At 63.9% G+C, this 25,829-nt stretch carries 37 protein-coding genes; 4 read left to right on the top strand and 33 right to left on the bottom strand.

Translation table 11 applies throughout. The annotated features are described in order from the left end of the window. Positions 1 to 58: 58 nt before the first annotated feature. Positions 59 to 439 (bottom strand): winged helix-turn-helix transcriptional regulator, encoded by a 381-nt coding sequence (locus QA635_RS18960; protein ID WP_016843775.1) that lies wholly within the window; start codon positions 437 to 439, stop codon positions 59 to 61. 118 nt (positions 440 to 557) lie between these two features. On the opposite strand from QA635_RS18960, the gene QA635_RS18955 reads away from it, so the two are divergent. From QA635_RS18955 to QA635_RS18945, 3 genes are all read left to right on the top strand, one after another. Next, entirely contained in the window at positions 558 to 1,571 is a 1,014-nt protein-coding gene (locus tag QA635_RS18955) for a zinc-binding alcohol dehydrogenase family protein (RefSeq protein WP_283070953.1), read from the top strand. A 190-nt stretch (positions 1,572 to 1,761) separates the two neighbouring features. After that, a complete protein-coding gene (locus tag QA635_RS18950; RefSeq protein WP_283070952.1) occupies positions 1,762 to 2,841 on the top strand; it encodes a phosphotransferase in 1,080 nt (359 codons plus the stop codon). A 53-nt stretch (positions 2,842 to 2,894) separates the two neighbouring features. Continuing rightward, positions 2,895 to 4,022 (top strand): Rv3169 family protein, encoded by a 1,128-nt coding sequence (locus QA635_RS18945; RefSeq protein WP_283070951.1) that lies wholly within the window; start codon positions 2,895 to 2,897, stop codon positions 4,020 to 4,022. Here the strand turns inward: QA635_RS18945 and QA635_RS18940 are convergent, their stop codons facing one another. From QA635_RS18940 to QA635_RS18930, 3 genes are read right to left on the bottom strand one after another with little or no spacing between them, the layout of a single operon-like run. After that, positions 4,023 to 4,319 carry a DUF1330 domain-containing protein gene (locus tag QA635_RS18940; RefSeq protein ID WP_283070950.1) on the bottom strand — a complete coding sequence of 99 codons (297 nt, stop codon included), beginning with the start codon at positions 4,317 to 4,319 and terminating at the stop codon, positions 4,023 to 4,025. A 6-nt stretch (positions 4,320 to 4,325) separates the two neighbouring features. Further along, positions 4,326 to 5,120 (bottom strand): SDR family NAD(P)-dependent oxidoreductase, encoded by a 795-nt coding sequence (locus tag QA635_RS18935; protein ID WP_283070949.1) that lies wholly within the window; start codon positions 5,118 to 5,120, stop codon positions 4,326 to 4,328. A gap of 24 nt (positions 5,121 to 5,144) precedes the next feature. After that, on the bottom strand, positions 5,145 to 5,327 hold the full coding sequence (locus tag QA635_RS18930) for a hypothetical protein (protein WP_283070948.1): 183 nt from the start codon (positions 5,325 to 5,327) through the stop codon (positions 5,145 to 5,147). 217 nt (positions 5,328 to 5,544) lie between these two features. Here QA635_RS18930 and QA635_RS18925 point away from each other — a divergent pair, with 217 nt between their 5' ends. Further along, complete coding sequence (locus tag QA635_RS18925) at positions 5,545 to 7,539, top strand: methyl-accepting chemotaxis protein (RefSeq protein ID WP_283070947.1); 1,995 nt, start codon at positions 5,545 to 5,547, stop codon at positions 7,537 to 7,539. A gap of 60 nt (positions 7,540 to 7,599) precedes the next feature. Here the strand turns inward: QA635_RS18925 and rplQ are convergent, their stop codons facing one another. From rplQ to fusA, 29 genes are all read right to left on the bottom strand, one after another. Next, the gene (gene rplQ, locus QA635_RS18920; protein ID WP_028339307.1) at positions 7,600 to 8,016 is read right to left on the bottom strand and encodes a 50S ribosomal protein L17; all 417 of its coding nucleotides are present in this window, start codon (positions 8,014 to 8,016) and stop codon (positions 7,600 to 7,602) included. A gap of 210 nt (positions 8,017 to 8,226) precedes the next feature. Continuing rightward, positions 8,227 to 9,258, bottom strand: a complete 1,032-nt coding sequence (locus QA635_RS18915) for a DNA-directed RNA polymerase subunit alpha (protein WP_035631062.1) — start codon at positions 9,256 to 9,258, stop codon at positions 8,227 to 8,229. A gap of 119 nt (positions 9,259 to 9,377) precedes the next feature. Then, complete coding sequence (rpsK, locus tag QA635_RS18910; RefSeq protein ID WP_006021048.1) at positions 9,378 to 9,767, bottom strand: 30S ribosomal protein S11; 390 nt, start codon at positions 9,765 to 9,767, stop codon at positions 9,378 to 9,380. 114 nt (positions 9,768 to 9,881) lie between these two features. Beyond that, positions 9,882 to 10,250 (bottom strand): 30S ribosomal protein S13, encoded by a 369-nt coding sequence (gene rpsM, locus QA635_RS18905; protein WP_092082432.1) that lies wholly within the window; start codon positions 10,248 to 10,250, stop codon positions 9,882 to 9,884. A gap of 189 nt (positions 10,251 to 10,439) precedes the next feature. Beyond that, on the bottom strand, positions 10,440 to 11,324 hold the full coding sequence (locus tag QA635_RS18900) for an adenylate kinase (protein ID WP_283070946.1): 885 nt from the start codon (positions 11,322 to 11,324) through the stop codon (positions 10,440 to 10,442). A 71-nt stretch (positions 11,325 to 11,395) separates the two neighbouring features. After that, positions 11,396 to 12,730 (bottom strand): preprotein translocase subunit SecY, encoded by a 1,335-nt coding sequence (gene secY, locus QA635_RS18895; protein ID WP_057019546.1) that lies wholly within the window; start codon positions 12,728 to 12,730, stop codon positions 11,396 to 11,398. 156 nt (positions 12,731 to 12,886) lie between these two features. Beyond that, positions 12,887 to 13,372 (bottom strand): 50S ribosomal protein L15, encoded by a 486-nt coding sequence (gene rplO / locus QA635_RS18890; protein WP_028339310.1) that lies wholly within the window; start codon positions 13,370 to 13,372, stop codon positions 12,887 to 12,889. A gap of 21 nt (positions 13,373 to 13,393) precedes the next feature. Then, positions 13,394 to 13,585, bottom strand: a complete 192-nt coding sequence (gene rpmD, locus QA635_RS18885) for a 50S ribosomal protein L30 (protein ID WP_028335461.1) — start codon at positions 13,583 to 13,585, stop codon at positions 13,394 to 13,396. A 39-nt stretch (positions 13,586 to 13,624) separates the two neighbouring features. Further along, complete coding sequence (rpsE, locus tag QA635_RS18880; RefSeq protein ID WP_016843761.1) at positions 13,625 to 14,200, bottom strand: 30S ribosomal protein S5; 576 nt, start codon at positions 14,198 to 14,200, stop codon at positions 13,625 to 13,627. Positions 14,201 to 14,258: 58 nt separating this feature from the next. Next, positions 14,259 to 14,618 carry a 50S ribosomal protein L18 gene (gene rplR / locus QA635_RS18875; protein WP_016843760.1) on the bottom strand — a complete coding sequence of 120 codons (360 nt, stop codon included), beginning with the start codon at positions 14,616 to 14,618 and terminating at the stop codon, positions 14,259 to 14,261. Positions 14,619 to 14,629: 11 nt separating this feature from the next. Continuing rightward, positions 14,630 to 15,163, bottom strand: a complete 534-nt coding sequence (gene rplF / locus QA635_RS18870) for a 50S ribosomal protein L6 (protein ID WP_092114986.1) — start codon at positions 15,161 to 15,163, stop codon at positions 14,630 to 14,632. Positions 15,164 to 15,177: 14 nt separating this feature from the next. Next, a complete protein-coding gene (gene rpsH, locus QA635_RS18865; RefSeq protein WP_018272133.1) occupies positions 15,178 to 15,576 on the bottom strand; it encodes a 30S ribosomal protein S8 in 399 nt (132 codons plus the stop codon). A gap of 15 nt (positions 15,577 to 15,591) precedes the next feature. After that, positions 15,592 to 15,897, bottom strand: coding sequence for a 30S ribosomal protein S14 (gene rpsN / locus QA635_RS18860; RefSeq protein ID WP_016843757.1), 306 nt, complete (start codon positions 15,895 to 15,897; stop codon positions 15,592 to 15,594). A 46-nt stretch (positions 15,898 to 15,943) separates the two neighbouring features. Next, positions 15,944 to 16,501: a 50S ribosomal protein L5 gene (gene rplE, locus QA635_RS18855; RefSeq protein ID WP_016843756.1), complete on the bottom strand. Its 558-nt coding sequence runs from the start codon at positions 16,499 to 16,501 to the stop codon at positions 15,944 to 15,946. Beyond that, on the bottom strand, positions 16,494 to 16,808 hold the full coding sequence (gene rplX / locus QA635_RS18850) for a 50S ribosomal protein L24 (RefSeq protein WP_016843755.1): 315 nt from the start codon (positions 16,806 to 16,808) through the stop codon (positions 16,494 to 16,496). Before rplX ends, rplE begins: the two co-directional genes overlap by 8 nt. Beyond that, positions 16,808 to 17,176: a 50S ribosomal protein L14 gene (gene rplN / locus QA635_RS18845; RefSeq protein ID WP_011473865.1), complete on the bottom strand. Its 369-nt coding sequence runs from the start codon at positions 17,174 to 17,176 to the stop codon at positions 16,808 to 16,810. The genes rplX and rplN overlap by 1 nt, the downstream gene beginning before the upstream one ends. A gap of 75 nt (positions 17,177 to 17,251) precedes the next feature. Further along, on the bottom strand, positions 17,252 to 17,500 hold the full coding sequence (rpsQ, locus tag QA635_RS18840) for a 30S ribosomal protein S17 (protein WP_016843754.1): 249 nt from the start codon (positions 17,498 to 17,500) through the stop codon (positions 17,252 to 17,254). Positions 17,501 to 17,510: 10 nt separating this feature from the next. Beyond that, positions 17,511 to 17,717, bottom strand: a complete 207-nt coding sequence (gene rpmC / locus QA635_RS18835) for a 50S ribosomal protein L29 (protein WP_016843753.1) — start codon at positions 17,715 to 17,717, stop codon at positions 17,511 to 17,513. Between the two features lie 5 nt (positions 17,718 to 17,722). Next, entirely contained in the window at positions 17,723 to 18,136 is a 414-nt protein-coding gene (gene rplP, locus QA635_RS18830; protein ID WP_016843752.1) for a 50S ribosomal protein L16, read from the bottom strand. Positions 18,137 to 18,166: 30 nt separating this feature from the next. Then, positions 18,167 to 18,868, bottom strand: a complete 702-nt coding sequence (rpsC, locus tag QA635_RS18825) for a 30S ribosomal protein S3 (protein WP_016843751.1) — start codon at positions 18,866 to 18,868, stop codon at positions 18,167 to 18,169. Between the two features lie 20 nt (positions 18,869 to 18,888). Then, a complete protein-coding gene (rplV, locus tag QA635_RS18820) occupies positions 18,889 to 19,275 on the bottom strand; it encodes a 50S ribosomal protein L22 (protein WP_016843750.1) in 387 nt (128 codons plus the stop codon). Positions 19,276 to 19,285: 10 nt separating this feature from the next. Next, positions 19,286 to 19,564 (bottom strand): 30S ribosomal protein S19, encoded by a 279-nt coding sequence (rpsS, locus tag QA635_RS18815; RefSeq protein WP_028335459.1) that lies wholly within the window; start codon positions 19,562 to 19,564, stop codon positions 19,286 to 19,288. A gap of 12 nt (positions 19,565 to 19,576) precedes the next feature. Next, on the bottom strand, positions 19,577 to 20,410 hold the full coding sequence (gene rplB, locus QA635_RS18810; protein ID WP_021081655.1) for a 50S ribosomal protein L2: 834 nt from the start codon (positions 20,408 to 20,410) through the stop codon (positions 19,577 to 19,579). A gap of 12 nt (positions 20,411 to 20,422) precedes the next feature. Beyond that, on the bottom strand, positions 20,423 to 20,722 hold the full coding sequence (locus tag QA635_RS18805) for a 50S ribosomal protein L23 (protein ID WP_028339313.1): 300 nt from the start codon (positions 20,720 to 20,722) through the stop codon (positions 20,423 to 20,425). Then, positions 20,719 to 21,339 (bottom strand): 50S ribosomal protein L4, encoded by a 621-nt coding sequence (gene rplD, locus QA635_RS18800; protein ID WP_016843745.1) that lies wholly within the window; start codon positions 21,337 to 21,339, stop codon positions 20,719 to 20,721. Before rplD ends, QA635_RS18805 begins: the two co-directional genes overlap by 4 nt. Before the next feature lies 1 nt (position 21,340). Further along, positions 21,341 to 22,060 carry a 50S ribosomal protein L3 gene (gene rplC / locus QA635_RS18795; RefSeq protein ID WP_057019547.1) on the bottom strand — a complete coding sequence of 240 codons (720 nt, stop codon included), beginning with the start codon at positions 22,058 to 22,060 and terminating at the stop codon, positions 21,341 to 21,343. 54 nt (positions 22,061 to 22,114) lie between these two features. Beyond that, positions 22,115 to 22,423 carry a 30S ribosomal protein S10 gene (rpsJ, locus tag QA635_RS18790; RefSeq protein WP_002712302.1) on the bottom strand — a complete coding sequence of 103 codons (309 nt, stop codon included), beginning with the start codon at positions 22,421 to 22,423 and terminating at the stop codon, positions 22,115 to 22,117. An 86-nt stretch (positions 22,424 to 22,509) separates the two neighbouring features. Further along, positions 22,510 to 23,700: an elongation factor Tu gene (gene tuf / locus QA635_RS18785; RefSeq protein ID WP_018272140.1), complete on the bottom strand. Its 1,191-nt coding sequence runs from the start codon at positions 23,698 to 23,700 to the stop codon at positions 22,510 to 22,512. Between the two features lie 39 nt (positions 23,701 to 23,739). After that, positions 23,740 to 25,812 carry an elongation factor G gene (fusA, locus tag QA635_RS18780; protein ID WP_057019548.1) on the bottom strand — a complete coding sequence of 691 codons (2,073 nt, stop codon included), beginning with the start codon at positions 25,810 to 25,812 and terminating at the stop codon, positions 23,740 to 23,742. Positions 25,813 to 25,829: the final 17 nt, after the last annotated feature.

The following is a 25,829-nucleotide window of genomic DNA, read 5'->3' as shown; positions in this document are numbered from 1 at the left end:
CGATTGCCCTGCCGCACGCGGGGCGAGGTGAAGCGGAGCGCGTCGCGCGAACATGCTTTCAGGCCGCGCGCTTCGACTTCTTCACAATGACCTCCGGCGCCGGCGCGCAGGACAGCCGCTCCTGATGGCCCTCGCCCCAGGCTTTCAGAATATCGATCACCGGGCGCAGGCTCTCGCCGAGTTCGGAAAGCGTGTATTCGACCCGCGGCGGCACCTCGGCGTAGACCTTGCGGATCACGAGGCCGTCGTCCTCGAGCGCGCGCAGCTGCTTGGTCAGCATGCGCTGGGTGATGCCGGGCATCCGCTTCCGCAGCTCGCCGAAGCGCTGGGTGCCGGCCTGCAAGTGGTACAGGATCACACCCTTCCATTTGCCGTCGATCAGGTCGAGCGCCGCCTCGACCGCGCAGCCCGGCCGGCGCGCGAAATTCTTCCGTTTCATGCAGTATTTTCCCAATAGTATACAAACAGGGACTAGTTCCCTGTTTTTACAGTACTTGCCAAATGGACGCCAGCGCGACAGTTAATCGGCAGGCAATCGCCCACCACGGAGACCAGGCATGAAGGCCGTCGGATACCAAAAATCGCTGCCGATCGAGGCGGCGGATTCGCTCGTCGATTTCGAGATCGCCAAGCCCGAGCCGAAGGGGCGCGACATCCGCGTCGCGGTGAAGGCCATCTCGGCCAATCCGGTCGACTACAAGGTGCGCAAGCGCGCGGCGCCGACCGACGGCGGATACAAGATCCTCGGCTTCGACGCGGCCGGCGTGGTCGACGCGGTCGGGCCCGACGTCTCGCTCTTCAAGCCCGGCGACGAGGTGTTTTACGCGGGCTCGATCCTGCGCCAGGGCACCAATTCGGAATTTCATCTGGTCGATGAACGCATCGTCGGCAACAAGCCGGCGTCGCTGTCCTTCGCGCAGGCCGCCGCCCTGCCCCTGACCTCGATCACAGCGTGGGAGCTGCTGTTCGACCGGCTCGGCGCGGTGCCGGGCAAGAGCCTCGATCCGCGCACGCTTCTGATCATCGGCGGCGCCGGCGGTGTCGGCTCGATCCTGATCCAGCTTGCGCGCCGCCTCACCGGACTGACCGTGGTTGCGACCGCAACGCGGCCGGAGTCGCAAAAGTGGTGCCGCGATCTCGGCGCCCATGCGGTGATCGATCACTCGCAGCCGATGAAGGAGCAGATCGAGAAGCTCAGGCTGCCGCCGGTCGGCCTCGTCGCCAGCCTCACCTTCACCGACCAGCACTACAAATCGATCGCCGACTTCATCGCGCCGCAGGGCAAGTTCGGCCTGATCGACGATCCGCCGGAATTCAACGTCGCCGCGTTCAAGGGCAAGGCGGTGTCGGTGCACTGGGAATCGATGTTCACGCGCTCCTCGTTCCAGACACCCGACATGATCGCGCAGCATCATCTGCTCAACGATGTCGCCGACCTCATCGACAAGGGCGTGCTGCGCACCACGCTCGACCAGACCTTCGGTACCATCAACGCCGCGAACCTCAAGCGCGCCCACGCTTTGCTGGAAAGCGGCAAGTCACGCGGCAAGATCGTGCTCGAAGGCTGGTAAGGCTCCTCACGTCCGCTTCCTCATGCCCGGGCAACATCCCGGGCATGATATCCCCACAGGCCGGCGGGTGGCTTTTGCCAAAGCCACGGCATCGCCTGTATGATTTGCGCAACGATCACCCCGTCCTCAATCCGGCTGCGCAGGACGCAGCCGGAGCGGTGGTGACGCCCACGGGGATGGGAGGAAACCGATGAATTTGCTCACGGCCGATCCGTCGCGGATCGATCCGGAGTGGATGACGCGGGCGCTGCGCGAAGCCGGTGTGATCGACCAGGTCAGGGTCGTCGATCTCGCGTGCAAGCCGGTCGGCAATGGCCTCGTCGGCGACAGCTATCGATTTCGCCTGACCTATGACGGCGATGAGCCGAACGCTCCCTTGAGCGTCGTCGGCAAATTCCCGGCCGCAGATCCCGACAGCCGCCGCTCCGGTTCCGCGCACACGCTTTACATCCGCGAGGTCGCGTTCTATCGCGAGCTGGCGGCGACCGTCGCCATTCACACCCCCCGGCCGATTCTTGCCGAAATCGATCCGGCGACCGACGACTTCACCCTGATCCTGGAGGACCTCGCGCCCGCACGTCCGGGCGATCAGCTCGCCGGATGCTCGATCGCCGACAGCCAGATGGCCATGACCGAGGCCGCGGCGTTGCATGCGCCGCGATGGAATGACCCGAGCCTCGATACGGTGCCATGCTTCGTGATGGCCGCAAGCCGGCGCAGAGACCTTCGCTCGGTGCTGCCCGGCATCATCGGTCACTACAAGGAGCGATATCGCGGCGTGATCGAGCCGGAATTCCTTGATCTGATCGACCGGCTTCCGGACGCGCTATTGCGCTACCAGTCCGATCGATCGGCGCCGCGAACGCTGCAGCACGCAGATTTCCGGCTCGACAACATGCTGTTCGACGTCCGCGGCAATACCCATCCGATGGCGACGCTGGACTGGCAGACGCTGACAGTGGGCCCGGGAATCGTCGACGTCGCCTATTTCCTCTCGGCCGGCATCGCCCCGATCGAACGGCGGCTTCATGAAGCCGACCTGGTGCGGTTCTATCATTCGGAACTGATCCGGCGCGGCGTGCGGGACTATGACTGGGATCGTTGCTGGCGGGATTATCGGCGCTACACGCTGCACGGCATCATGATGGGCGTCGTCTCCGCACTCAGCGTCCAGCGCTCCGAGCGAGGCGACGCGCTGTTCCTGAAAATGACCCGCGGCGCCTGCGCGCAAGCCCTGGACCACGACAGTTTTTCATACTGGCAGGACTAACGCGCTATCGAGCGAAGTGGATACAACGCGTCAGGATATCGAAAGGGATCGGCGTGCTCAACAAACTGGACGATTTCCCCATCCACCAGACGCCGGAGCCGATCGCGGTTCCCTCGACCAGCGACCGCAATGTCTATGACCGGACCTGGTTCAACGGCTACACCGCCGACGGCGCGTATTATTTCGGGATCGGCATTGCGATCTACCCACACCGCAAGATCCTCGATTGCGCCTTCAGCGTCGTGGAACGCGGCGGACGACAGCACTGCTTCTACGGCTCGCGGCGCGCACCGATCGAGCGCACCGAGATGCAGGTCGGTCCGTTCAGGCTCGAAGTGCTCGAGCCGATGCTGCGGACCCGGGTCGTGCTCGACGACAATGCGACGGGCCTCGCCTGCGACCTGACCTTCTCCGCGCGCACCGGCGCGATCCAGGAAGCGCGCCAGACGCTTTGGTCGGGCGGCCGCCGCGCGATGGATTCGACCCGGTTCGACCAGTTCGGCCGCTGGAGCGGCGTCATCAGCCACCCCGACGGCGGGATCAAGGTCGACGATCGCACATGCTACGGCACCAAGGATCGCTCCTGGGGCGTGCGCAATGTCGGCGAACGCGACGTCGGAGGCGCGCCGATGCCGCCGCCGAGCGTGTTCTTCCTCTGGGCGCCGCTGGTCTGGGACGACCACATCTCGCACGCGATCTTCTTCGACGGGACGCAGGGCGAGGCGCTGGTTCGCGAGGGCATCACCGCGCCGCTCTACCGATGCGAGGCCGAGATTCCCGGCGTGGTCGACGGCCTCGACCGCCGCATGGCGACCGCGCGGCATCGCGTCAAATACGTGCCGCACACCCGGCTGGCGCAGTCGGCTGAAATCGACCTCGTCGATATCGACGGCCACACCAACACCATCGCGCTCGACCCGATCCTCAAATTCCAGATGAAGGGCCTCGGCTACGGCCATCCGCAATGGGGCCAGGGCATGTGGAAGGGCGAGCTCGAGATCGGCGGCGAGTCGTTCGATCCATCGACGCTGGATCCGCTGGCCCGTGAAAATGTGCACGTGCAGCAGGTGGTCCGCGCCCGCCAGGGCGGCCAGACCGGAATTGGCGTGCTGGAGCAGATTTGCTTCGGTCCCTACCGTCCTGCCGGCTTCAGTGAATTCCTGGACGGCGCGAAGGGATAGCTAGATCGGCGGCACGCCCTCGACGAACAGAAGGCGTCGCTCCAGCGCGGTTGCGCGAAGCTTCAACGCTTCGGCGTATTCCGGTGACGCGTACCATTCGCGCAGGCGCGCCATGGTCGGAAATTCGACGACGACGATCGCGTTCGGTGGTGGACCGCCCTCCACCACCTCGACTGTGCCGCCGCGCACGACGTAGCGCCCGCCAAATTGTGCGATGGTGTTCGCCGCCAGCGTTCGGTAGGCCTCGAACGCCGCGGCGTCCCGCATCTCGACCTCGGAGATCACATAGGCCGGCATGCGGCCTCATGCGATCGTGTTGACGATGCCGCCCTCGGCGCGCAGCGCGGCGCCGTTGGTCGCCGATGCCTGCCTGGAGCAGGCATAGACCACGAGATTGGCGATCTCCTCGGTGCTGGCAAAGCGCTGCAGCAGCGAGGTCGGCCGGTGCTGCTTGACGAAGTTGGAGGCCGCCTCCTCGACCGATTGGCCGTTTTGCCTGGCGAGATCCTTGACGAAGGTCTCGACGCCCTCGGACATGGTCGGTCCGGGCAGCACCGAGTTGACGGTCACGGCGGTGCCCTTGGTCAGCTCGGCGAGGCCGCGCGCGATCGCAAGCTGCGCGGTCTTGGTCATGCCGTAGTGGATCATCTCGGTCGGGATGTTGAGGCCCGACTCGGAGGAAATGAAGACGATGCGACCCCAGTTGCGCTTCAGCATGCCCTGCATGTAGCCGCGCGACAGCCGCACACCCGACATCACGTTGACCTCGTAGAAGCGGCTCCAGTCCTCGTCGGGAATGTCGAAGAACGGCTTCGGCTCGAAGATGCCGGCATTGTTGACGAGGATGTCGACCTCGGGCAGCGCCGCAAGCAGCGCCTTGCAGCCCGCCGCGGTCGAGACATCGGCGGCAATGCCGCGGACCTTTGCGCCGGATACCGCCTTCCCGATCGCGGCAACCGCCGCATCGACCTTGGCCTGACCGCGGCCATTGACCACGACCTCGGCACCGGTCTCCGCCAGCCCCTTGGCGATGGCGTTGCCGATGCCTGCCGTGGAGCCGGTTACCAGCGCAGTCTTTCCGGAAAGGTCGATTTTCATTTGAGGTATCTCCTGTCAGCCGTGTCAGACATATCTGGATGCGCGCGCGCCGATACAACCGAGGTTGTTGCTCGGCAGGTGCGCAAATTTACGGCAGGCGCCGACCGGCATTCTAACACCGCTGGCCTGGATCGACGACGACCATCTCGCGCGAATGACGTTGCAGAAACGGAAACGGCGGGCATTTCCGCGGCGATCAAATTTCATCGCGCAATCTTGGTTGATACATCGTCTCGCCGACCTTCATCCAATCTTCATATGAAACATCGCGCGCACGCTGATTGCTTTCACACATTGTCAATTCAGCGCCGCTAAGCGTCGCCGCAAACAGCGCGAGCGAGCTCGGGCTGTTGTTTCGGCAACCGGACGCGACGTCTGTTCGATAACGACGTCCGGAGCCGTATGACTGACAGGAATGCATCAGATGTTCGTTATGTCCGGGATGAAGCAGCGCACCGCGCTTGTCCTGAAGCGATTTCGTCCCAGCCTCAAAAGCCAGATCGCGATGCTCGGGATTGGCGGCGTCGCCGTCATCAGCGTCACCTGCCTCGGCGGCCTCAACTACGCGGCGCGTGTTCAGCGCGAGTCGGACGACAGCATGCGCTTCAGGGCGCAGCTGTCCGAGCTCTCGGATGGCTTCCTGGAGACCCAGCAGATCGCGGCTCGTTTCCTGAAGTCGCGCGATGAAAGCCTGGCGAAGAAGCTGTCCGAACGCGTCGCGGACGAGACCGCCCTGCTCGACAAGCTCGAGGCCTTCGCTGCGACTGCGCCGGAAGGCGATCCGATCCGGCAGGTCGCCTCGCTGCGGAGCGGCATCAACCTCTATGCGACGCGGTTCCAGAATATCGTCGGCGCTCAGCGCGTGCTCGGCCTGAATCCGAACGACGGCTTGCAGGGCAAGCTGCGCAGTGCGATCCAGCAATTCGAGACAAGAGTCGGACAGATCGATCAGCCGCGCCTGACCGTCCTGCTGCTGACGATGCGCCGCCTCGAGAAGGATTTTGCGCTGAGCGGCGAAGAGCGGTTCGGCGACCAGCTCAACGACCGCGAGGACGAGTTCGAGACCGCGCTGGCGGCCTTAGCGCTGCCTGCGAATGCGAAGACCGAATTGCTCGGCCTTGCACGCGCCTACAAGCTCGCCTTCGCCGGCTTCCTGGTCTCGCGCCAGACGCTCGACGATCAGCTCGACGACCTGTCGCAGATTTTCGACCGCACCCGCCCGGCGCTGGTCAAGGTTGCGGACGCCGCCAACATCCGCGCCGAGCTCGCACAGCGCAAGGCCGACGCATTCAGGCAGGCCTTCAGCTGGCTGATCGGGTTCGTTGCATTCGTGCTGACGCTGTTTGCCATCCTGTTCGGCCGGCGCGTCGCGGGCCTGATCAGCCGGATGAGCGCGGCGATGCGGCAGCTCGCCGACGGGCAATTTAACGTCGTGCTGCCCGGCCTCGAGCGCGGCGACGAGATCGGCGGCATGGCGCGGGCGGTGGAGAGCTTCAAGACCAGGGCGCAGGACAAGGCGCGTGCCGAGCTCGGCGCCCGGCTCGAGGAAGACCGCCGCGCCGCCGACCGGCACAAGGCCGAACTGGCGCGGCTCGCCGCGGCATTCGAGGCCAGCGCCGGCAGCGTCATCGCGACGGTATCGGCGGCGTCGGAAGAGCTTGCGGCTTCGGCCCGCGACCTGAGCGACACCGCCCATCACACCCAGGACCTGTCCGCCAATGTCGCGGCCGCATCCGAAGAGGCCTCGGACAATGTCAGGCGGGTTGCAGCCGCAACCGAACAGATGATCGCGTCGGCCTCCGAGATCGGACGCCAGGTGGGCGAATCGGCTGACATCGCCAGCGACGCCGTGGCGCAGGCGCGGCAGACCGACGAGCGGATGGCGCAGCTCGCCTCCGCCGCCGACCGCATCGGCAATGTGGTGCAGCTGATCGCAACGATCGCGCGGCAGACCAATCTGCTCGCGCTCAACGCCACCATCGAGGCCGCCCGCGCCGGCAAGGCGGGATCGGGCTTCGCCGTGGTCGCGCAGGAGGTGAAGACGCTCGCCAGGCAGACGGCGGAGGCCACGGAGGACATCCGCGCCCAGATCGCGGATATCCAGGCGGCGACGCGGGAGTCGGCCGGCGCGATCAGCGATATCGCCGGCATCATCCAGCGGATCTCACAGATCGCCTCGGATGTGGCGGATGCGATCGACAAGCAAGCCGGCGCGACGCGGAGCATCGCGGAGAACGTTCAGATCGCCTCGGAGCGAACCGCGCAGGTCGCCGTCAGCATCGGCCAGGTGGCCAGCGGCGCATCCAGGACCGGCACCGCCTCGTCGCAGGTGCTGAGCTCCTCGCGCCTGCTGTCGGACGGCAACGGCCGTCTGAAGCAGGAGCTCGACAATTTCATCGCCACCATCCGCGCAGGCTAGCCCGACAAACAAAAACGGCGCCCGAAGGCGCCGCTTTCAAAACCTGGCTCGAAGCGGGGCTTACGCCGCCTCGGCTTCCTTGTCCTGGGTCGGACCGGAGTCCTGGCCCTTGGCGTCGACGTCGCGGTCGACGAACTCGATCACGGCCATCGCCGCGTTGTCGCCGTAGCGGAAGCCGGCCTTGATGATGCGGGTGTAGCCGCCCTGGCGGTCCTTGTAGCGGGTCGCCAGCGTGTCGAACAGCTTCTTGACCTGGTCGACGTCGCGCAGCTCCGAGATCGCCTGGCGGCGCAGGGCGAGGCCGCCCTTCTTGCCGAGGGTGACGAGCTTCTCGACGATCGGCCGCAGCTCCTTGGCCTTCGGCAGCGTGGTGACGATCTGCTCGTGCTTGATCAGCGCGGCCGCCATGTTGGCGAACATCGCGCGCCGGTGCTCGGCGGTGCGGTTGAGCTTCCGATGAACCTTGCCGTGACGCATTGACTTCTTCCTTCTTCAATTCTGCCGCGGTGGTTCAGCGACAAGTTTTGCAGGTGGGCATCCTGCGTTCGCCCGCAAAAGCGCCTTAGCGCGCTTTTGCTATCTCGTTTGAGCATGATCCTCGCCGGAAAACCGCTCCGCACTTTTCCGGGATCATGCTGCGTAAAAAATCGCGGCCGGAAGTTTTCCGGCCACGACGGTGAAAACGGATCAGTAGTGATCCTCGAAGCGCTTGGCGAGCTCGTCGATGTTCTCCGGCGGCCAGCCCGGCACTTCCATGCCGAGGTGCAGACCCATCTGGGCCAGCACTTCCTTGATCTCGTTCAGCGACTTGCGGCCGAAGTTCGGGGTACGGAGCATTTCCGCTTCCGACTTCTGCACGAGGTCGCCGATGTAGACGATGTTGTCGTTCTTCAGGCAGTTTGCCGAACGCACCGACAGCTCGAGCTCGTCGACCTTCTTGAGGAACGCCGGGTTGAACGCGAGATCGGGGATGATCTCCTGCGTGACTTCCTTGCGCGGCTCTTCGAAGTTGACGAACACGTTGAGCTGATCCTGCAGGATGCGCGCGGCGTAGGCCACCGCGTCCTCCGGCGTGATCGCGCCGTTGGTCTCGATCGTCATGGTCAGCTTGTCGTAGTCGAGGATCTGGCCCTCGCGGGTGTTCTCGACCTTGTAGGAGACCTTGCGGACCGGCGAGAACAGGCTGTCGACCGGGATCAGGCCGATCGGAGCATCCTCGGGACGGTTGCGCTCGGCGGCGACATAGCCCTTGCCGGTCGTGACCGTGAACTCCATGCGGATCTCGGCGCCGTCGTCCAGCGTGCAGAGCTGCAGGTCGGGGTTGAGCACGGTGACGTCGCCGACGGTCTGAATGTCGCCGGCGGTGACGGCGCCCGGGCCCTGCTTCTTCACGACCATGCGCTTCGGGCCTTCGCCCTGCATCTTGATCGAGATGTCCTTGATGTTGAGGACGATGTCGGTGACGTCTTCACGGACACCGGCGATCGAGGAGAACTCGTGCAGCACGCCGTCGATATGCACCGACTGCACCGCCGCGCCCTGCAGCGAGGACAACAGGATGCGGCGCAGCGCGTTGCCGAGCGTCTGGCCGAAGCCACGCTCGAGCGGTTCAGCGACCACGGTGGCGAACCGGCTCGCGTCCGAGCCCGGCGTCACCTGCAGCTTGTTCGGTCGAATGAGTTCTTGCCAATTTTTCTGGATCGTCACTGTTTCACCCATTTGCCGGTCACAGGGCCAAATCGAATGGCCGAACCCGGCGTTGGAGATCGCGGATCAGTCCGCGCGGTCAATTCCAAAAACCATCGCAGGGCGGCCAGAGGCCGCCCGCGACTTACAGATCAAACGCGCCGACGCTTGCGCGGACGGCAGCCATTGTGCGGGATGGTGGTCACGTCGCGGATCGAGGTGACGGTGAAGCCCGCAGCCTGCAGCGCACGGAGCGCCGACTCACGGCCCGAACCCGGGCCGGCCACTTCAACCTCCAGCGTGCGCATGCCGTGTTCCTGCGCCTTCTTGGAGACGTCTTCCGCCGCGACCTGCGCGGCATAGGGGGTCGACTTGCGTGAGCCCTTGAAGCCCATGGTGCCGGCCGACGACCAGGCAATGGTGTTGCCCTGCGCGTCGGTGATGGTGATGGTCGTGTTGTTGAACGACGAATTCACGTGCGCGATGCCGGAGGCGATGTTCTTGCGTTCGCGGCGGCGTACGCGGGTGGCTTCCTTGCCCATTTCAAACCTTTCCTGTGATCTCGACGCCGCCGTAGTGCCAGCGGCTACACCTCAAAACGCAAATGGCGAGTAGCGAATTTCCATTCGCTACTCCCCACCTGCAATTCGCAAAACTTACTTCTTCTTGCCGGCGATCGCCTTGGCCGGCCCCTTGCGCGTGCGCGCATTGGTGTGGGTGCGCTGGCCGCGCACCGGCAGACCGCGGCGATGACGCAGGCCGCGGTAGCAGCCGAGGTCCATCAGCCGCTTGATGTTGATGCCGACCTCACGACGGAGGTCACCCTCGACCAGGTAGTCGCGGTCGATCACTTCGCGGATCTGCAGGACTTCCTGGTCGGTCAACTGGTTGACGCGACGGTCCAGCGGGATTTTGACCTTCTCCACGATGTCGGCCGCGTTCTTCTGGCCGATGCCATGGATGTACTGAAGCGCGATCAGGACGCGCTTGTTGGTAGGAATGTTGACGCCGGCAATACGGGCCACGGACTTCTCTCCTGTCGCCGATCCATCACGGATACGGGCTTCTCGGGTTCTTGCTCTCTCGGGCTTGTGTCCACAAACGCGAACACGACGCCCTCCCCTCATGTCCTTCGGGGCCCGGCATCGTCATAAAACTATCCAACTTGGATGCGGGGCTTATTAAAGGATTCATGTCGGTTTCGTCAACCGCTCCTAGCGTTTAGCTCGCTTTTTCGTGAGCTTTTTTGCCGCCTTTTTGGCGGTCTTTGCTCCCTTGCGGGCCTTCGCGGCGCGGGCGGCCTTCTTTACCGCCTTCTTCGCGGCTTTCTTCACGGTTTTCTTGGCCGCGTTGGCCTTGGAGGGCGCCTTGGCAGCCTTCCGGGCCGATTTGGCGGCCTTTTTGGCTGGTTTAGCTGCCTTCCTGGCCGGCTTCTTGCTGGCCTTCATGGCCGCCTTGGCGGCCTTTTTAGCCGCCTTCGGGGCGTGATCCTCGTGATCCTTCGGTTCCAGCGCGCCGAGTGCGGTCAGGATCCGGTTGATCTCGCGGGTGACGTGCTCGATGGTCATCATGCCATCGACCGTCAGGAGCTTCCGCCGCTCCGAATAATAGTGAATCAGCGGCTCCGTCAGCGAACGGTACTGCGCCAGGCGCTTGGTCAGCACCTCCGGTGTGTCGTCGAGGCGGACTTCCTCACCGCGCGCGCGGGTTTCCTCGGCACGCTTCTCAACGCGGGCGAGCAGCGCGCTCTCGTTGACGCGGAGCTCAACCACCGCGTCGAGCTTGAGGTGCTTTTTCCGGAGCAGATCGTCGAGCGCCTCGGCCTGCGGCACGGTGCGCGGGAAGCCGTCGAGAATGAACCCCTTCTTGGCATCGGGCTCCTCGATCCGGTCGGCGATGATTCCCACCACCACCTCGTCGGGAACCAGGCCGCCATTGGCCATGATCTCCTTGGCCTGCAAGCCGACCGGCGTGCCCGCAGCGACCGCAGCGCGCAGCATCTCACCGGTCGAGAGCTGGACGATGCCGTGCTTGTGCACCAGCCGCTGCGCCTGGGTTCCCTTGCCCGAGCCCGGCGGCCCCAAAAGGATCAATCTCATATCTGTTTCGCCCCCCGGCTAGGTGGGCGACGTCCGCACACCTGTGTTTTGAGTTCGAAGCCGAACCGCGATCAGCGGCGGCGGCCTCCCCTGAGCTTCGACTTCCTGATCAGCCCTTCATACTGATGAGCGAGCAGATAGCCCTGCACCTGCGACACCGTATCCATCGTCACGCTGACGACGATCAACAGCGAGGTGCCGCCAAAGTAGAACGGGACCGATGCGTAGGAAATCAGAATTTCAGGAATCAGGCAGACGATCGCGAGATAGACCGCGCCGAGCACCGTGATGCGCGACAGCACATAGTCGATGTACTCGGCGGTGCGCTCGCCCGGCCGGATGCCCGGGATGAAGCCGCCATGCTTCTTCAGGTTGTCCGCGGTCTCGGTCGGGTTGAACACGATCGCGGTGTAGAAGAACGCGAAGAACACGATCAGCGCGAGATACATGAACAGGAACAGCGGCCGGCCGTGGCTGAGCTGGGTCGTGATCCACTGGAACCATTCCGGCCCCTTGCCGGCGTTGAAGTTCGCGACCGTGGTCGGCAGCAACAGCAGCGACGAGGCGAAGATCGGCGGAATCACGCCCGAGGTGTTGAGCTTGAGCGGCAGATGCGAGGACTGGCCCTCGAACATCTTGTTGCCGACCTGGCGCTTCGGATACTGGATCAAAAGCCGGCGCTGCGCGCGCTCCATGAACACGATGAAGGCGATCACGGCGACCGCCATCACGATGACGATCAGGATCAGGCCGGTCGACATCGCGCCCTGGCGGCCGAGTTCCAGCATGTTGGCGAGCGCCGACGGCAGCTCGGCGACGATGCCGGACAGGATGATCAGCGAGATACCGTTGCCGATGCCGCGCGAGGTGATCTGCTCGCCGAGCCACATCAGGAACATGGTGCCGCCGGTCAGCGTGATCGCGGTCGAGATCCGGAAGAACATGCCGGGGTCGCTGACGACATTGCCCGCGCCTTCGAGGCCGATCGCGATGCCGTAAGACTGGAACAGCGCCAGGATCACTGTCAGATAGCGGGTGTACTGGTTCAGCGTCTTGCGGCCCGCCTCGCCTTCCTTCTTGAGCGCCTCGAGCTGCGGCGACACGGTGGTCAGCAGCTGCACGATGATCGATGCCGAGATGTACGGCATGATGTTCAGCGCGAAGATCGCCATGCGGTGGATGCCGCCGCCGGCGAACATGTTGAACATGCCGAGGATGCCGCCGGACTGGCTGCGGAATACCTGCTCCCAGATGTTGGGATCGATGCCGGGCAGCGGGATGTAGGTGCCGAGCCGATAAACAAGCAGCGCACCCAGGGTGAACCAGATGCGCTTCTTCAGCTCGTCGGCTTTCGCCAGCTGTCCGAAATTGAGGTTGGCGGCAAGTTGTTCGGCTGCTGAGACCATGTTTCGGCTTTCTCCCGGAGCCCCATTCGCCGGCGCCCCCAAAGAGATCAATTCCCTGGGCGCCGGCAGACACCGGACATTATCTGGTGCTCGGCCTCGATAAGTCCATCATTCGATCTGCGGATTGCCCGCGCGTCGCGGGCAATGACGCAGATGTTACGCCGCCTCGCCTTCTTCCTTGGCGGGGGCCAGGATCTTGACCGAGCCGCCGGCCTTCTCGACCGCGGCAATGGCCGACTTGGAAGCGCCGTGCACCTCGATGGTCAGCTTGGTCTTGATCTCGCCGCGGCCGAGCAGCCGCAGGCCGTCCTTGGCGCGGCGCAGCACGCCGGCCTTGACCAGCGATTCGACGTTCACCGTCGCGCTCGCATCGACCAGCTTGTTGTCGATCGCTTCCTGCAGACGGTCGAGATTGATCTCGGCGAAGTCGAGCCGGAAGATGTTGTTGAAGCCGCGCTTCGGCAGACGGCGATGCATCGGCATCTGGCCGCCTTCGAAACCCTTGATGCGGACGCCCGAACGCGCGGTCTGGCCCTTGCCGCCGCGGCCCGAAGTCTTGCCCTTGCCGGAACCGATGCCACGGCCGACACGCATGCGCTTCTTGCGCGAGCCGGCGTTGTCGGCGATATCGCTGAGCTTCATCGCCCTTCTCCTTATCTCTGCTTACTCGCCGACGACGCGGACGAGATGCTGAACCTTGCTGATCATGCCGCGAACTTCAGGGGTATCCTGCAGCTCGGCAACCCGGCCGATCTTGTTGAGCTTGAGGCCGATCAGCGTCGAACGCTGCGAGTGATGGCGGCGGATTGCGCTGCCGATCTGCTCGACCTTGATGGTCTTGCTGGCCTTGGCCATGACAGTAACTCCGAATAGCGCTTCGAGAAGCGCGCGTTGTTATTCCGCCACCACTTCGGCGTCGCCGCCGACGCGGCGCGACTGCAGGGTGGAGACCTTGATGTTGCGGCGTGCAGCCACCGAGCGCGGCGAATCCTGATGCTTCAGCGCGTCGAACGTCGCGCGAACCATGTTGTAGGGATTCGACGAGCCGATCGACTTCGCCACCACGTCCTGGATGCCGAGCGTCTCGAACACCGCGCGCATCGGGCCGCCGGCGATGATGCCGGTACCGGCCGGAGCGGCACGCAGGTAGACGCGGCCGGCGCCGTGACGGCCGGCGATGTCGTGATGCAGCGTGCGGCCTTCGCGAAGCGCGACGCGCGTCAGGTTGCGCTTCGCCGATTCGGTCGCCTTGCGGATCGCTTCCGGAACTTCGCGCGCCTTGCCGTGGCCGAACCCGACCCGGCCCTTCTGGTCGCCGATCACGACCAGCGCCGCAAAGCCGAAGCGCTTGCCGCCCTTGACGACCTTCGCCACGCGATTGATGTGGACGAGCTTGTCGACGAACTCGCTGTCGCGCTCCTCGCGCTCCCTGCTCCGTTCGCGTCCGCCGCGTTCGCGTTCACCTGCCATGGTGTTTTCCAATCTCTAGGAGGCCTTGCGCCTCTTTCCTCGTAATCGTTCGTAAAGTTTAGAAGCTCAATCCGCCTTCGCGCGCCGCATCCGCGAGCGCCTTGACGCGCCCGTGATAGATGTAGGCGCCGCGATCGAACACGACTTCCTTGACACCCTTCTGCGCCGCGCGCTCGGCGAGCAGCTTGCCGACCGCCTTCGCCGCATCGATGTCGGCGCCGGTCTTGCCGGCGTCGCGCATGGTCTTCTCCAGCGACGAGGCGGAAGCGAGCGTCTCGCCCTTCTGGTCGTCGATGACCTGGGCGTAGATGTGCTTGGACGAGCGGAACACCGACAGCCGCGGACGGCCGCCTGCCGAGCGGCGAAGCGCAAGGCGCACGCGCTGCTTGCGCCGGGCATTCGTAACCTTGAGTGACATGACCGGCTCCGTTACTTCTTCTTGCCTTCCTTGCGGAAGATGAATTCGTTGGCGTACTTCACGCCCTTGCCCTTGTAGGGCTCCGGCGGACGGTAGGCGCGGATCTCGGCGGCGACCTGACCGACGCGCTGCGGATCGTTGCCGGTGATCGTGATCTCGGTCGGCTTCGGCACCGCGATGGTGATGCCTTCCGGGATCGCGTACACCACGTCGTGGCTGTAGCCGAGCGCGAGCTGCAGGTTCTTGCCCTGCATCGCGGCGCGGTAGCCGACGCCGGTGATCTCGAGCTTCTTCTCGAAGCCCTTGGTGACGCCCTCGACGAGGTTGGCGACCTGCGCGCGCGCGGTGCCGTACATCGCCTGCGCGCGGTTGGTCTTAACGCGCGGAGCGACCTTGACCTGGCCGTTCTCGAACTTCACCTCGACGTCGTCATGCACGACGAACTGAAGCTGGCCCTTCGGCCCCTTCACCTTCACCGTCTGGCCCTCGACGCTTGCCGTCACACCCGACGGGATCGCCACCGGCCTTTTGCCGATACGTGACATCGTAAAATCCTTCCTCAGAACACCGTGAAGAGAACTTCGCCGCCCACGTTGGCGTCGCGCGCCTGGTGGTCAGCCATGATTCCCTTCGGCGTCGACAACACCGAAATGCCGAGACCGTTGTTCACGCGCGGCAGGTTCTTCACCGAGGCGTAAACGCGGCGGCCCGGCTTCGACACCCGCTCGATCTCGCGGATGACGGGTTCGCCGTCGAAATACTTCAGCTCGATCTCGAGCTCGCTGCGGCCCGAGGCATGCTCGACGCTGGCGTAGCCGCGGATGTAACCCTCGGACTTCAGCACCTCGAGCACGTTAGCGCGCATCTTCGAGCCGGGGCTCGAGACCTTGGACTTGGAGCGCATCTGCGCGTTGCGGATGCGGGTGATGAGATCGCTGATCGGATCGTGCGTAGACATTGTTCCGACCCTCCCTTACCAGCTCGACTTCACGAGGCCGGGAACCAGGCCCTTGGAGCCGAGTTCACGCAGCGCGATGCGCGAGAGCTTGTTCTTGCGATAGTTCGAGCGCGGACGCCCGGTCAGCTCGCAACGGTTGCGGATGCGCGTCGGCGACGAGTTGCGCGGCATCTCGGCGAGCTTCAGCGTCGCCGCGAAGCGCTCTTCCATCGGCTTGGTCTTGTCGGCGATGATCGCCTTCAGCTTCTCGCGGCGCGGGCCGGCGTTCTTCGCCATCCGCTTGCGCCGGTTGTTCTTCTCGACTGAACTCTTCTTTGCCATGCTTGGCTCCTGGGTATCCGCGTTTGAGTGGCTTTGGCTCAGCTACTCACTGCCGGAACGGGAAATTGAAAGCGGTCAACAAGGCACGCGCCTCGTCGTCGGTCTTGGCGGTGGTGCAGACCGTGATGTCCATGCCACGCGCTTCCGAGACCTTGTCGAAGTCGATCTCGGGGAAAATGATGTGCTCCTTGATGCCGAGCGAATAGTTGCCGCGGCCGTCGAAGCTCTTCGGGTTCAGGCCGCGGAAGTCGCGGACGCGGGGCAGCGCCACGTTCACCAGGCGGTCGATGAACTCGTACATATGGGTCTTGCGCAGCGTGACCTTGCAGCCGATCGGCTGGTTCTCACGCAGCTTGAAGGTCGCGATCGCGATCCGCGAATAGGTCACGATCGCCTTCTGGCCGGCGATCTGGGTCAGCTCGGCGGCGGCGGTCTCGGCCTTCTTGCGGTCGTTGACGGAGTCGCCCACGCCCATGTTGAGCACGACCTTGTCGAGGCGCGGCACCTGCATCACGTTGGCATAACCGAACTTCTCGGTCATCATGCCGCGGATCTTCTTGTCGTACTCCGCGCGCAGACGCGGCGTGTAAGCTGTATCAGCCATCGATCTCTGCTCCCGAGCTCTTGGCAACACGAACCTTCTTGCCATCGGCCTGAATCTTGAACCCGATGCGGGTCGGCTTTCCGTCCTTGCCGACATACGCAATGTTCGAAAGGTCGATCGGCATCTCCTTGGAGATGATGCCGCCTTCCTGGGTCTGGGTCTGCTTCTGGTGACGCTTCACCATGTTGATGCCGCGAACGAGAGCCTTGTTCTCGTCCGGACGCACCTCGAACACCTCACCGGTGCGCCCCTTGTCGCGGCCGGTGAGCACCATCACCTTGTCGCCCTTGCGGATCTTGGCAGCCATCACAGCACCTCCGGCGCGAGCGAAATGATCTTCATGTGGTTCTTGGCGCGCAGCTCGCGCGGCACCGGCCCGAAGATACGGGTGCCGACCGGCTCGGACTGATTGTTGATCAGCACGGCGGCGTTGCGGTCGAAGCGGATGACCGAACCGTCGGCGCGGCGGATGTCCTTGCGGACCCGGACCACGACGGCCTTCATCACGTCGCCCTTCTTCACCTTGCCACGCGGAATGGCTTCCTTGATCGACACAACGATAACGTCGCCCACGGTGGCATAGCGGCGCTTGGAACCTCCAAGAACCTTGATGCACATGACACGGCGTGCGCCTGAATTATCGGCCACGTCGAGGTTGGTCTGCATCTGAATCATTGATGCACCTCGTCCTCTTTCTGCGCTTCAGCGCGCTCAAAATTTCCCTGAATTCCCTCGGCCAGGCCGAAGTAATCAGGCCGTTTTCTTGTGTTCGCCCCGGACCACGGTCCAGCGCTTCAGCTTGGAGATCGGCTTCGATTCCTCGATCCAGACCATGTCGCCCGGCTTGAACTGGTTGTTCTCGTCGTGCGCGTGGTAGTTCTTGGAACGGCGGATCGTCTTCTTGTAGATCGGGTGGGTGAAGCGGCGATCGACGCGCACCACGATGGTCTTGGCTTGCTTGTCGCTGACGACCACGCCCTGCAGAGTACGTTTCGGCATAGCTGGCCCCTTACTTCTTCTTCGCGCGCTGCTGGGCAGCGATGGTCTTGATACGAGCGATATCGCGGCGGGCTTCCCGCATCCGCGAGGTGTTCTCCAGCTGCCCGGTGGCGCGCTGGAAACGCAGGTTGAAGCGTTCCTTCTTCAGATTCAGGATCGCGTCTTCCCGCTGGTCGTCGCTCATCGCGCGAATGTCTTCAACTTTCATCTCGGCCATGGCGATTACTCCGCAATGCGCGCAACGAAGCGCGTCTTGATCGGCAGCTTGGCGGCGGCGAGCGACAGCGCTTCCTTCGCGGTCTGCACCGGCACGCCGTCGATCTCGAACATCACGCGGCCCGGCTTGATCCGGACCACCCACAATTCCGGGGCACCCTTGCCGGAACCCATGCGGACTTCGGCAGGCTTCTTCGACACCGGCACGTCCGGGAACACGCGGATCCAGACGCGGCCGGCGCGCTTCATGTGACGGGTCAGCGCGCGGCGGGCGGCTTCGATCTGGCGGGCGGTGACGCGCTCAGGCTCCATCGCCTTCAGGCCGAACTGGCCGAACGCCAACGTCGCGCCAGAGGTCGCAACGCCGTGGATACGGCCCTTATGCGCCTTCCGGAACTTCGTTTTCTTAGGTTGCATCATGGCTTTAAGCCCTCAAATTCCTGCTTTGCCTCAAGCGGCGTCGCGGCGCGAACGCGGCGTGCTGTCGCCCTCGGCCATCTTCTTGTCCTGGGCCATCGGATCGTGCTCGAGGATCTCGCCCTTGAAGATCCAGACCTTGACGCCGCAAGTGCCGAAGGTCGTGAACGCGGTGGCAACGCCGTAGTCGACGTCGGCGCGCAGCGTGTGCAGCGGCACGCGACCTTCGCGGTACCACTCCATGCGCGCGATTTCGGCGCCGCCGAGACGGCCCGAGCAGTTGATGCGGATGCCACCGGCACCGAGCCGCATCGCCGACTGCACGGCGCGCTTCATGGCGCGGCGGAACGCGACGCGGCGCTCGAGCTGCTGGGCGATCGATTCAGCGACCAGGGTCGCGTCGAGCTCCGGCTTGCGGATTTCGACGATGTTGATCACGACGTCCGACGAGGTGATGTCGGCAACCTTCTTGCGCAGCTTGTCGATGTCGGCGCCCTTCTTGCCGATCACGACGCCCGGACGGGCCGAGTGGATCGTCACGCGGCACTTCTTGTGCGGACGCTCGATCACGATGCGGGCCACGGCCGCCTGCTTGAGCTCCTTGTGCAGGATCTCGCGGATCTTGACGTCCTCGTGCAGCAGCTTGCCGTATTCCTGCTTGCCGGCGAACCAACGGGAGTCCCAGGTCCGGTTGATGCCGAGACGCAGCCCGATTGGATTGATCTTTTGACCCATCGTCTTCTCCTGCGCCCTTCTTAGGCGCTTGCCTCGGCCTCGACCTGACGAACCACGATGGTCAGGTGCGAGAACGGTTTGAACACACGGCCCGAACGGCCACGGCCGCGCGGAGCAAAACGCTTCATCACGATGCCATTGCCGACATGCGCCTCGGCGACGACCAGATCGTCAACCTCGAGGTCATGGTTGTTCTCGGCGTTCGCGATCGCCGATTCCAGGCACTTCTTGACGTCGACCGCGATCCGCTTGCGCGAGAACTGCAGGTCGGCGAGCGCAGCGGACGCCTTGCGGCCGCGGATCAGCTGCGCCACCAGGTTGAGCTTCTGCGGGCTGACGCGCAGCATGCGGGCGACGGCCTTGGCCTCATTGTCCGCGAGGCTACGTTCGCGCTTTGGTTTGCTCATCGGTTAATCCTCAAGCCTTCTTGGCTTTCTTGTCGCCCGAATGGCCGTGGAAGGTCCGGGTCGGCGAGAACTCGCCGAACTTGTGACCCACCATTTCCTCGTTGATTGCCACCGGCACGTGCTTGTGGCCGTTATAGACGCCGAACGTCAGGCCGACGAACTGCGGCAGGATGGTCGAGCGGCGGCTCCAGATCTTGATGACGTCGTGACGGCCGGACGAGCGCGCGGCATCTGCCTTCTTGAGCAGAGAACCCTCGACGAACGGGCCTTTCCAGACTGAACGAACCATGTCCGGCGTTCCTTACTTCTTCCGCTTGTGGCGGCTGAGGAGAATGAATTTGTTGGTCGACTTGTTGGTGCGGGTCTTCTTGCCCTTGGTCGGCTTGCCCCACGGAGTAACCGGGTGGCGACCGCCCGAGGTACGACCTTCACCACCGCCGTGCGGGTGATCGATCGGGTTCATGACGACGCCGCGGTTGTGCGGACGCCAGCCGAGCCAGCGGGTACGACCGGCCTTGCCGATCGAGATGTTCATGTGATCCGGGTTGGAGACCGCGCCGATCGTGCCGCGGCAACGGCCGTGCACCAGACGTTGCTCGCCCGAGTTCAGGCGGACGATCACGTAGTCCTGGTCGCGGCCGACGATCTGGGCGTAGGTGCCGGCGGAGCGCGCCAGCTGACCGCCCTTGCCGATCTTCAGCTCGATGTTGTGCACGATCGTGCCGACCGGCATGTTGCCGAGCGGCATGACGTTGCCCGGCTTGACGTCGACATAGTTGCCGGCGACGACGGTGTCGCCTGCCGCCAGGCGCTGCGGCGCCAGGATGTAGGCCAGCTCACCGTCCTGATACTTGATCAGCGCGATGAACGCGGTGCGGTTCGGATCATACTCGAGCCGCTCCACGACCGCCGGCATGTCCACCTTGTCGCGGCGGAAGTCGACGGTGCGGTAGGCCTTCTTGTGGCCGCCGCCGCGGAAACGCACGGTGATGCGACCGGTGTTGTTGCGACCGCCGTTGCCGAGCTTGCCCTCGGTCAGGGTCTTCACCGGCTTGCCCTTGTAGAGCGCCGAACGATCGACCATGACCAGCTGGCGCTGGCCCGGCGTCGTGGGATTGTAGGTTTTCAATGCCATCGTCGTTGCGCCTTATAGTCCGGTAGTCACGTCGATGCGGTGGCCCTCTTCCAGGGTCACGATCGCGCGCTTGGTGTCCGACTGCGAGCCGAGGTTGCCGCGGAACACTTTGGTCTTGCCCTTGCGAACGAGAGTGTTGACGCTCTTCACCTTGACGTCGAACAGCTTCTCGACCGCTTCCTTGATCTGCGGCTTGGTCGCCTTGCCGGCGACCTTGAACATCACCTTGTTGTGCTCGGAGGCGAGCGTCGCCTTTTCCGTCACGACGGGAGAGATGATGACGTCGTAGTGGCGCGGATCGATGTTCTTCATTTGAAGCGCGCCTCCAGCGCATCAACCGCAGCCTTGGTCAACACCAGCTTCTGGCGGCGGAGAATGTCGTAGACGTTGATGCCCTGGATCGGCAGCACGTCGATGTTCGGAATGTTGCGGGCCGCGGTCGCGAAACCGGCGTTGAGCTCGGCGCCGTCGATGATCAGCGCGTTGGTCAGTCCGAGGCCGGAGAAGTGGCCGAGCAGCGCCTTGGTCTTGGCGGCCTCGAGCTGCGCATTGTCGATCACGATCAGCCCACCGTCCTTGGCCTTGGCCGAGAGCGCATGCTTGAGCGCGAGCGCGCGCACCTTCTTCGGAAGGTCGGTCGCATGGGAGCGAACGACCGGACCGAACGCACGGCCACCGCCGCGGAACTGCGGCACGCGGGCCGAGCCGTGACGGGCGCCGCCGGTGCCCTTCTGCTTGTACATCTTCTTGCCGGTGCGCCAGATCTCGGCGCGGCCCTTGGCCTTGTGGGTACCGGCCTGACGCTTGTTCAGCTGCCACTGCACGCAGCGCTGGATGATGTCGGCGCGCGGCTCGAGACCGAAGATCGCGTCCGAGAGCTCGACGGATCCGGCGTCCTTGCCTTCAAGGGTCGTGACTTTCAATTCCATCTCACACGCCCTCCTTCTCAGCCACAGCCTCGGCAGCTTCGCCACCTGCAACCTTGAACTTGCCGGGCTTCGGGGCGTCCTTCGGCAGCGGCTTCTTGACCGCGTCGCGCACCGAGATCCAGCCGCCCTTGGAGCCGGGAACGGCGCCTTCGACGAGGATCAGGCCGCGCTCGACGTCGGTCGAAACCACGCGCAGATTGAGCGTGGTGATGCGGTCGACGCCCATGTGACCGGGCATCTTCTTGTTCTTGAAGGTCTTGCCGGGGTCCTGACGGCCACCGGTCGAACCGATCGAACGGTGCGAGATCGACACACCGTGGGTGGCGCGCAGACCGCCGAAATTCCAACGCTTCATGCCGCCGGCGAAGCCCTTACCGATCGAGGTGCCGGTCACGTCGACGAACTGGCCAACCACGAAATGGTCCGCCTGGATTTCCGCGCCGACCGGGATCAGCGCGTCCTCGGACACGCGGAACTCGGCGACCTTGCGCTTCGGCTCGACCTTGGAGACCGCGAACTGGCCACGTTCGGCCTTGGGCATGTACACGGTCTTGCGGGCGCCCGAGCCGAGCTGAAGAGCGACATAGCCGTTCTTCTCGGTCGTGCGGTGGCCCAGCACCTGGCAGTTGCCCAACTTCAGCACGGTCACAGGGATATGCTCGCCGGTCTCCGTAAAGACCCGCGTCATCCCGACCTTTTGTGCGATCACTCCGGAGCGCATCGGCGTGCTTCCTGTCTTTCTGTCCGCAAGCGGCGGACGTAAAAATCCAAAACCTTAGAGCTTGATCTCGACGTCGACACCGGCGGCCAGGTCGAGCTTCATCAGCGCATCGACGGTCTGCGGGGTCGGGTCGACAATGTCGAGGAGGCGCTTGTGGGTGCGCATCTCGAATTGCTCGCGGCTCTTCTTGTCAACGTGCGGCGAACGGTTGACGGTGAACTTCTCGATGCGGGTCGGCAGCGGAATCGGTCCGCGAACCTGCGCACCGGTGCGCTTCGCCGTGTTCACGATCTCGCGGGTCGACGTATCGAGGATTCGATGGTCGAACGCCTTGAGACGGATGCGAATATTTTGGCCGTTCATTGCCGTATTCTTTCTTTAGTGAGTGGCGAGTAGCGAATAGCGAATGGAGTGACCCACTCGCTACTCGCCATTCCCTATTCGCGTAGTTACTCGATGATCGCGGCGACGACGCCGGCGCCGACGGTGCGACCGCCTTCGCGGATCGCGAAGCGCAGCTTCTCTTCCATCGCGATCGGCACGATCAGGTGCACTTCCATCGCGATGTTGTCGCCCGGCATCACCATCTCGGTGCCTTCCGGCAGGTGCACGACACCGGTCACGTCGGTGGTGCGGAAGTAGAACTGCGGACGGTAGTTGGTGAAGAACGGGGTGTGGCGACCGCCCTCTTCCTTGGTGAGGATGTAAGCCTCGGCCTTGAACTTGGTGTGCGGCTTGACCGAACCGGGCTTGCACAGCACCTGGCCACGCTCGACTTCCTCGCGCTTGGTGCCGCGGAGCAGCGCACCGATGTTGTCGCCGGCCTGGCCTTGATCGAGCAGCTTGCGGAACATTTCGACGCCGGTGACGATGGTCTTCTGGGTGTCGCGGATACCGACGATTTCGATTTCCTCGCCGACCTTGATCACGCCGCGCTCGACACGGCCGGTGACGACGGTGCCGCGGCCCGAGATCGAGAACACGTCTTCAACCGGCATCAGGAACGGCTGGTCGATCGGACGCTCCGGCTGCGGGATGTACTCGTCGACATTGCGCATCAACTCGAGGATGGCGTCGTGGCCGAGCTTCTTGTCCTTGTCTTCGAGGGCGGCGAGCGCCGAGCCCTTGATGATCGGGATCTTGTCGCCCGGGAATTCGTACTTCGAGAGCAGCTCGCGGACTTCGAGCTCGACGAGCTCGAGCAGCTCCGGATCGTCGACCATGTCGCACTTGTTGAGGAACACGACGAGCGCGGGCACGCCGACCTGGCGGGCGAGCAGGATGTGCTCGCGGGTCTGCGGCATCGGGCCGTCAGCAGCCGACACGACCAGGATCGCGCCGTCCATCTGGGCGGCACCGGTGATCATGTTCTTCACGTAGTCGGCGTGGCCGGGGCAGTCGACGTGGGCGTAGTGGCGGTTGGTCGTCTCGTACTCGACGTGAGCGGTCGAGATCGTGATGCCGCGGGCTTTCTCTTCCGGCGCCTTGTCGATCTGGTCGTAGGCGGTGAACGTCGCGCCGCCGGTTTCTGCGAGCACCTTGGTGATCGCTGCGGTCAGCGAGGTCTTGCCATGGTCGACGTGACCGATGGTGCCGATGTTGCAGTGGGGCTTGTTACGTTCGAATTTAGCTTTGGCCATTTGACTCTCCGTTCAATCGTTGACTGCCATCAACGACAATCAGGCAAACTTCTTCTGGACTTCAGCCGACACGTTCGCCGGAGCTTCGGCGTAGTGATCGAACTGCATGGTGAAGGTCGCGCGACCCTGGCTCATCGAGCGCAGGTTGTTCACGTAACCGAACATGTTCATGAGCGGCACCATCGCGTTGATGACGTTGGCGTTGCCGCGCATGTCTTGGCCCTGGATCTGGCCACGCCGGGAATTCAGGTCGCCGATGACCGAACCGGTGTAGTCTTCCGGGGTCACCACCTCGACCTTCATGATCGGCTCGAGCAGAACGGACTTGCCCTTCGTCAACGCTTCGCGGAACGCAGCCCGCGATGCGATTTCGAACGCCAGTGCCGACGAGTCGACGTCGTGATACTTGCCGTCGACCAGCTGCACCTTGACGTCCACCACCGGGAAGCCGGCAACGACACCGGAGCCCATCACGCTGTTGAGGCCCTTTTCGACGCCGGGGATGTATTCCTTCGGCACCGCGCCGCCGACGATCTTCGACTCGAACTCATAGCCCTTGCCGGGCTCGTTCGGCTCGACGACGATCGACACTTCGGCGAACTGACCGGTACCGCCGGTCTGCTTCTTGTGGGTGTACTTGACTTCGGCCTTCTTGGTCACGCGTTCGCGGAACGCCACCTGCGGCGCGCCGATGTTGGCGTCGACCTTGTAGGTGCGCTTGAGAATGTCGACCTTGATGTCGAGATGAAGTTCGCCCATGCCCTTGAGAATGGTCTGGCCGGACTCCTGGTCGGTCGACACGCGGAACGACGGATCTTCCGCGGCGAGCTTGGCAAGCGCCACGCCGAGCTTTTCCTGGTCGGCCTTCGACTTCGGCTCGATCGCGATCTCGATCACCGGCTCCGGGAATTCCATCTTCTCGAGGATCACCGGCTTGTCGGGATCGCACAGCGTGTCACCGGTGCGCGCTTCCTTCAGGCCAGCCAGTGCGACGATGTCGCCGGCATAGGCTTCCTTGATGTCTTCACGGTTGTTCGCATGCATCAGCAGCATGCGGCCGATACGCTCTTTCTTCTCGCGGGTCGAGTTCACCACGCCGGTGCCCGACTGCAGGATGCCGGAGTAGATGCGGCAGAACGTGATGGTGCCGACGAACGGGTCGTCCATGATCTTGAACGCGAGCAGCGCCAGCGGCTCCTTGTCGTCCGCCTTGCGCACGACTTCGTTGCCCTCATCGTCGGTACCCTTGATCGCGGGCACGTCGATCGGCGACGGCAGATAGTCGACGACGGCGTCGAGCAGCGGCTGCACGCCCTTGTTCTTGAACGCGGAGCCGCACAGCACCGGATAGAACGCGCCGGTCAGCACGGCCTTGCGGATCAGGCGCTTCAGGGTCGCCTCGTCCGGCTCCTTGCCGTCGAGGAAGGCAGCCAAAGCGTCGTCGTCGAGCTCGACGGCGGCTTCCACCATCTTCTCGCGATACTCCTTGGCCTGCTCGACCAGATCTTCCGGAATGTCGACATAGTCGAACTTGGCGCCGAGCGATTCATCGTTCCAGATGACGCCCTTCATCTTCACGAGGTCGACGAGACCCTTGAAGTTGTTCTCGGCACCGATCGGCAGCTGGATCGCGATCGGCTTGGCGCCGAGGCGGTCGACGATGTCGGACAGGCACTTGAAGAAGTCGGCGCCGGTCTTGTCCATCTTGTTGGCGAAGACGATGCGCGGAACCTTGTACTTGTCGCCCTGGCGCCAGACGGTCTCGGTCTGCGGCTCGACGCCCTGGTTGGAGTCGAGCACGCAAACGGCGCCGTCGAGCACGCGCAGCGAACGCTCGACCTCAATGGTGAAGTCGACGTGGCCGGGGGTGTCGATGATGTTCAGGCGCTTGCCGTTCCAGAACGCGGTGGTCGCAGCCGAGGTGATCGTGATGCCACGCTCCTGCTCCTGCTCCATCCAGTCCATCGTCGCGGCACCCTCGTGCACTTCGCCGATCTTGTGGCTCTTGCCGGTGTAATACAGGATGCGCTCGGTGGTCGTGGTCTTGCCGGCGTCGATATGCGCCATGATACCGAAGTTGCGGTAGTCCTCGATGGCATGTTGGCGGGGCATGAGACTGTTCCTTAAAT

The sequence above is a fragment of the Bradyrhizobium brasilense genome, assembly GCF_029714345.1.
Taxonomy (GTDB): Bacteria; Pseudomonadota; Alphaproteobacteria; order Rhizobiales; family Xanthobacteraceae; genus Bradyrhizobium; species Bradyrhizobium australafricanum.
This window is presented reverse-complemented; position numbering and strand designations above follow the sequence as displayed.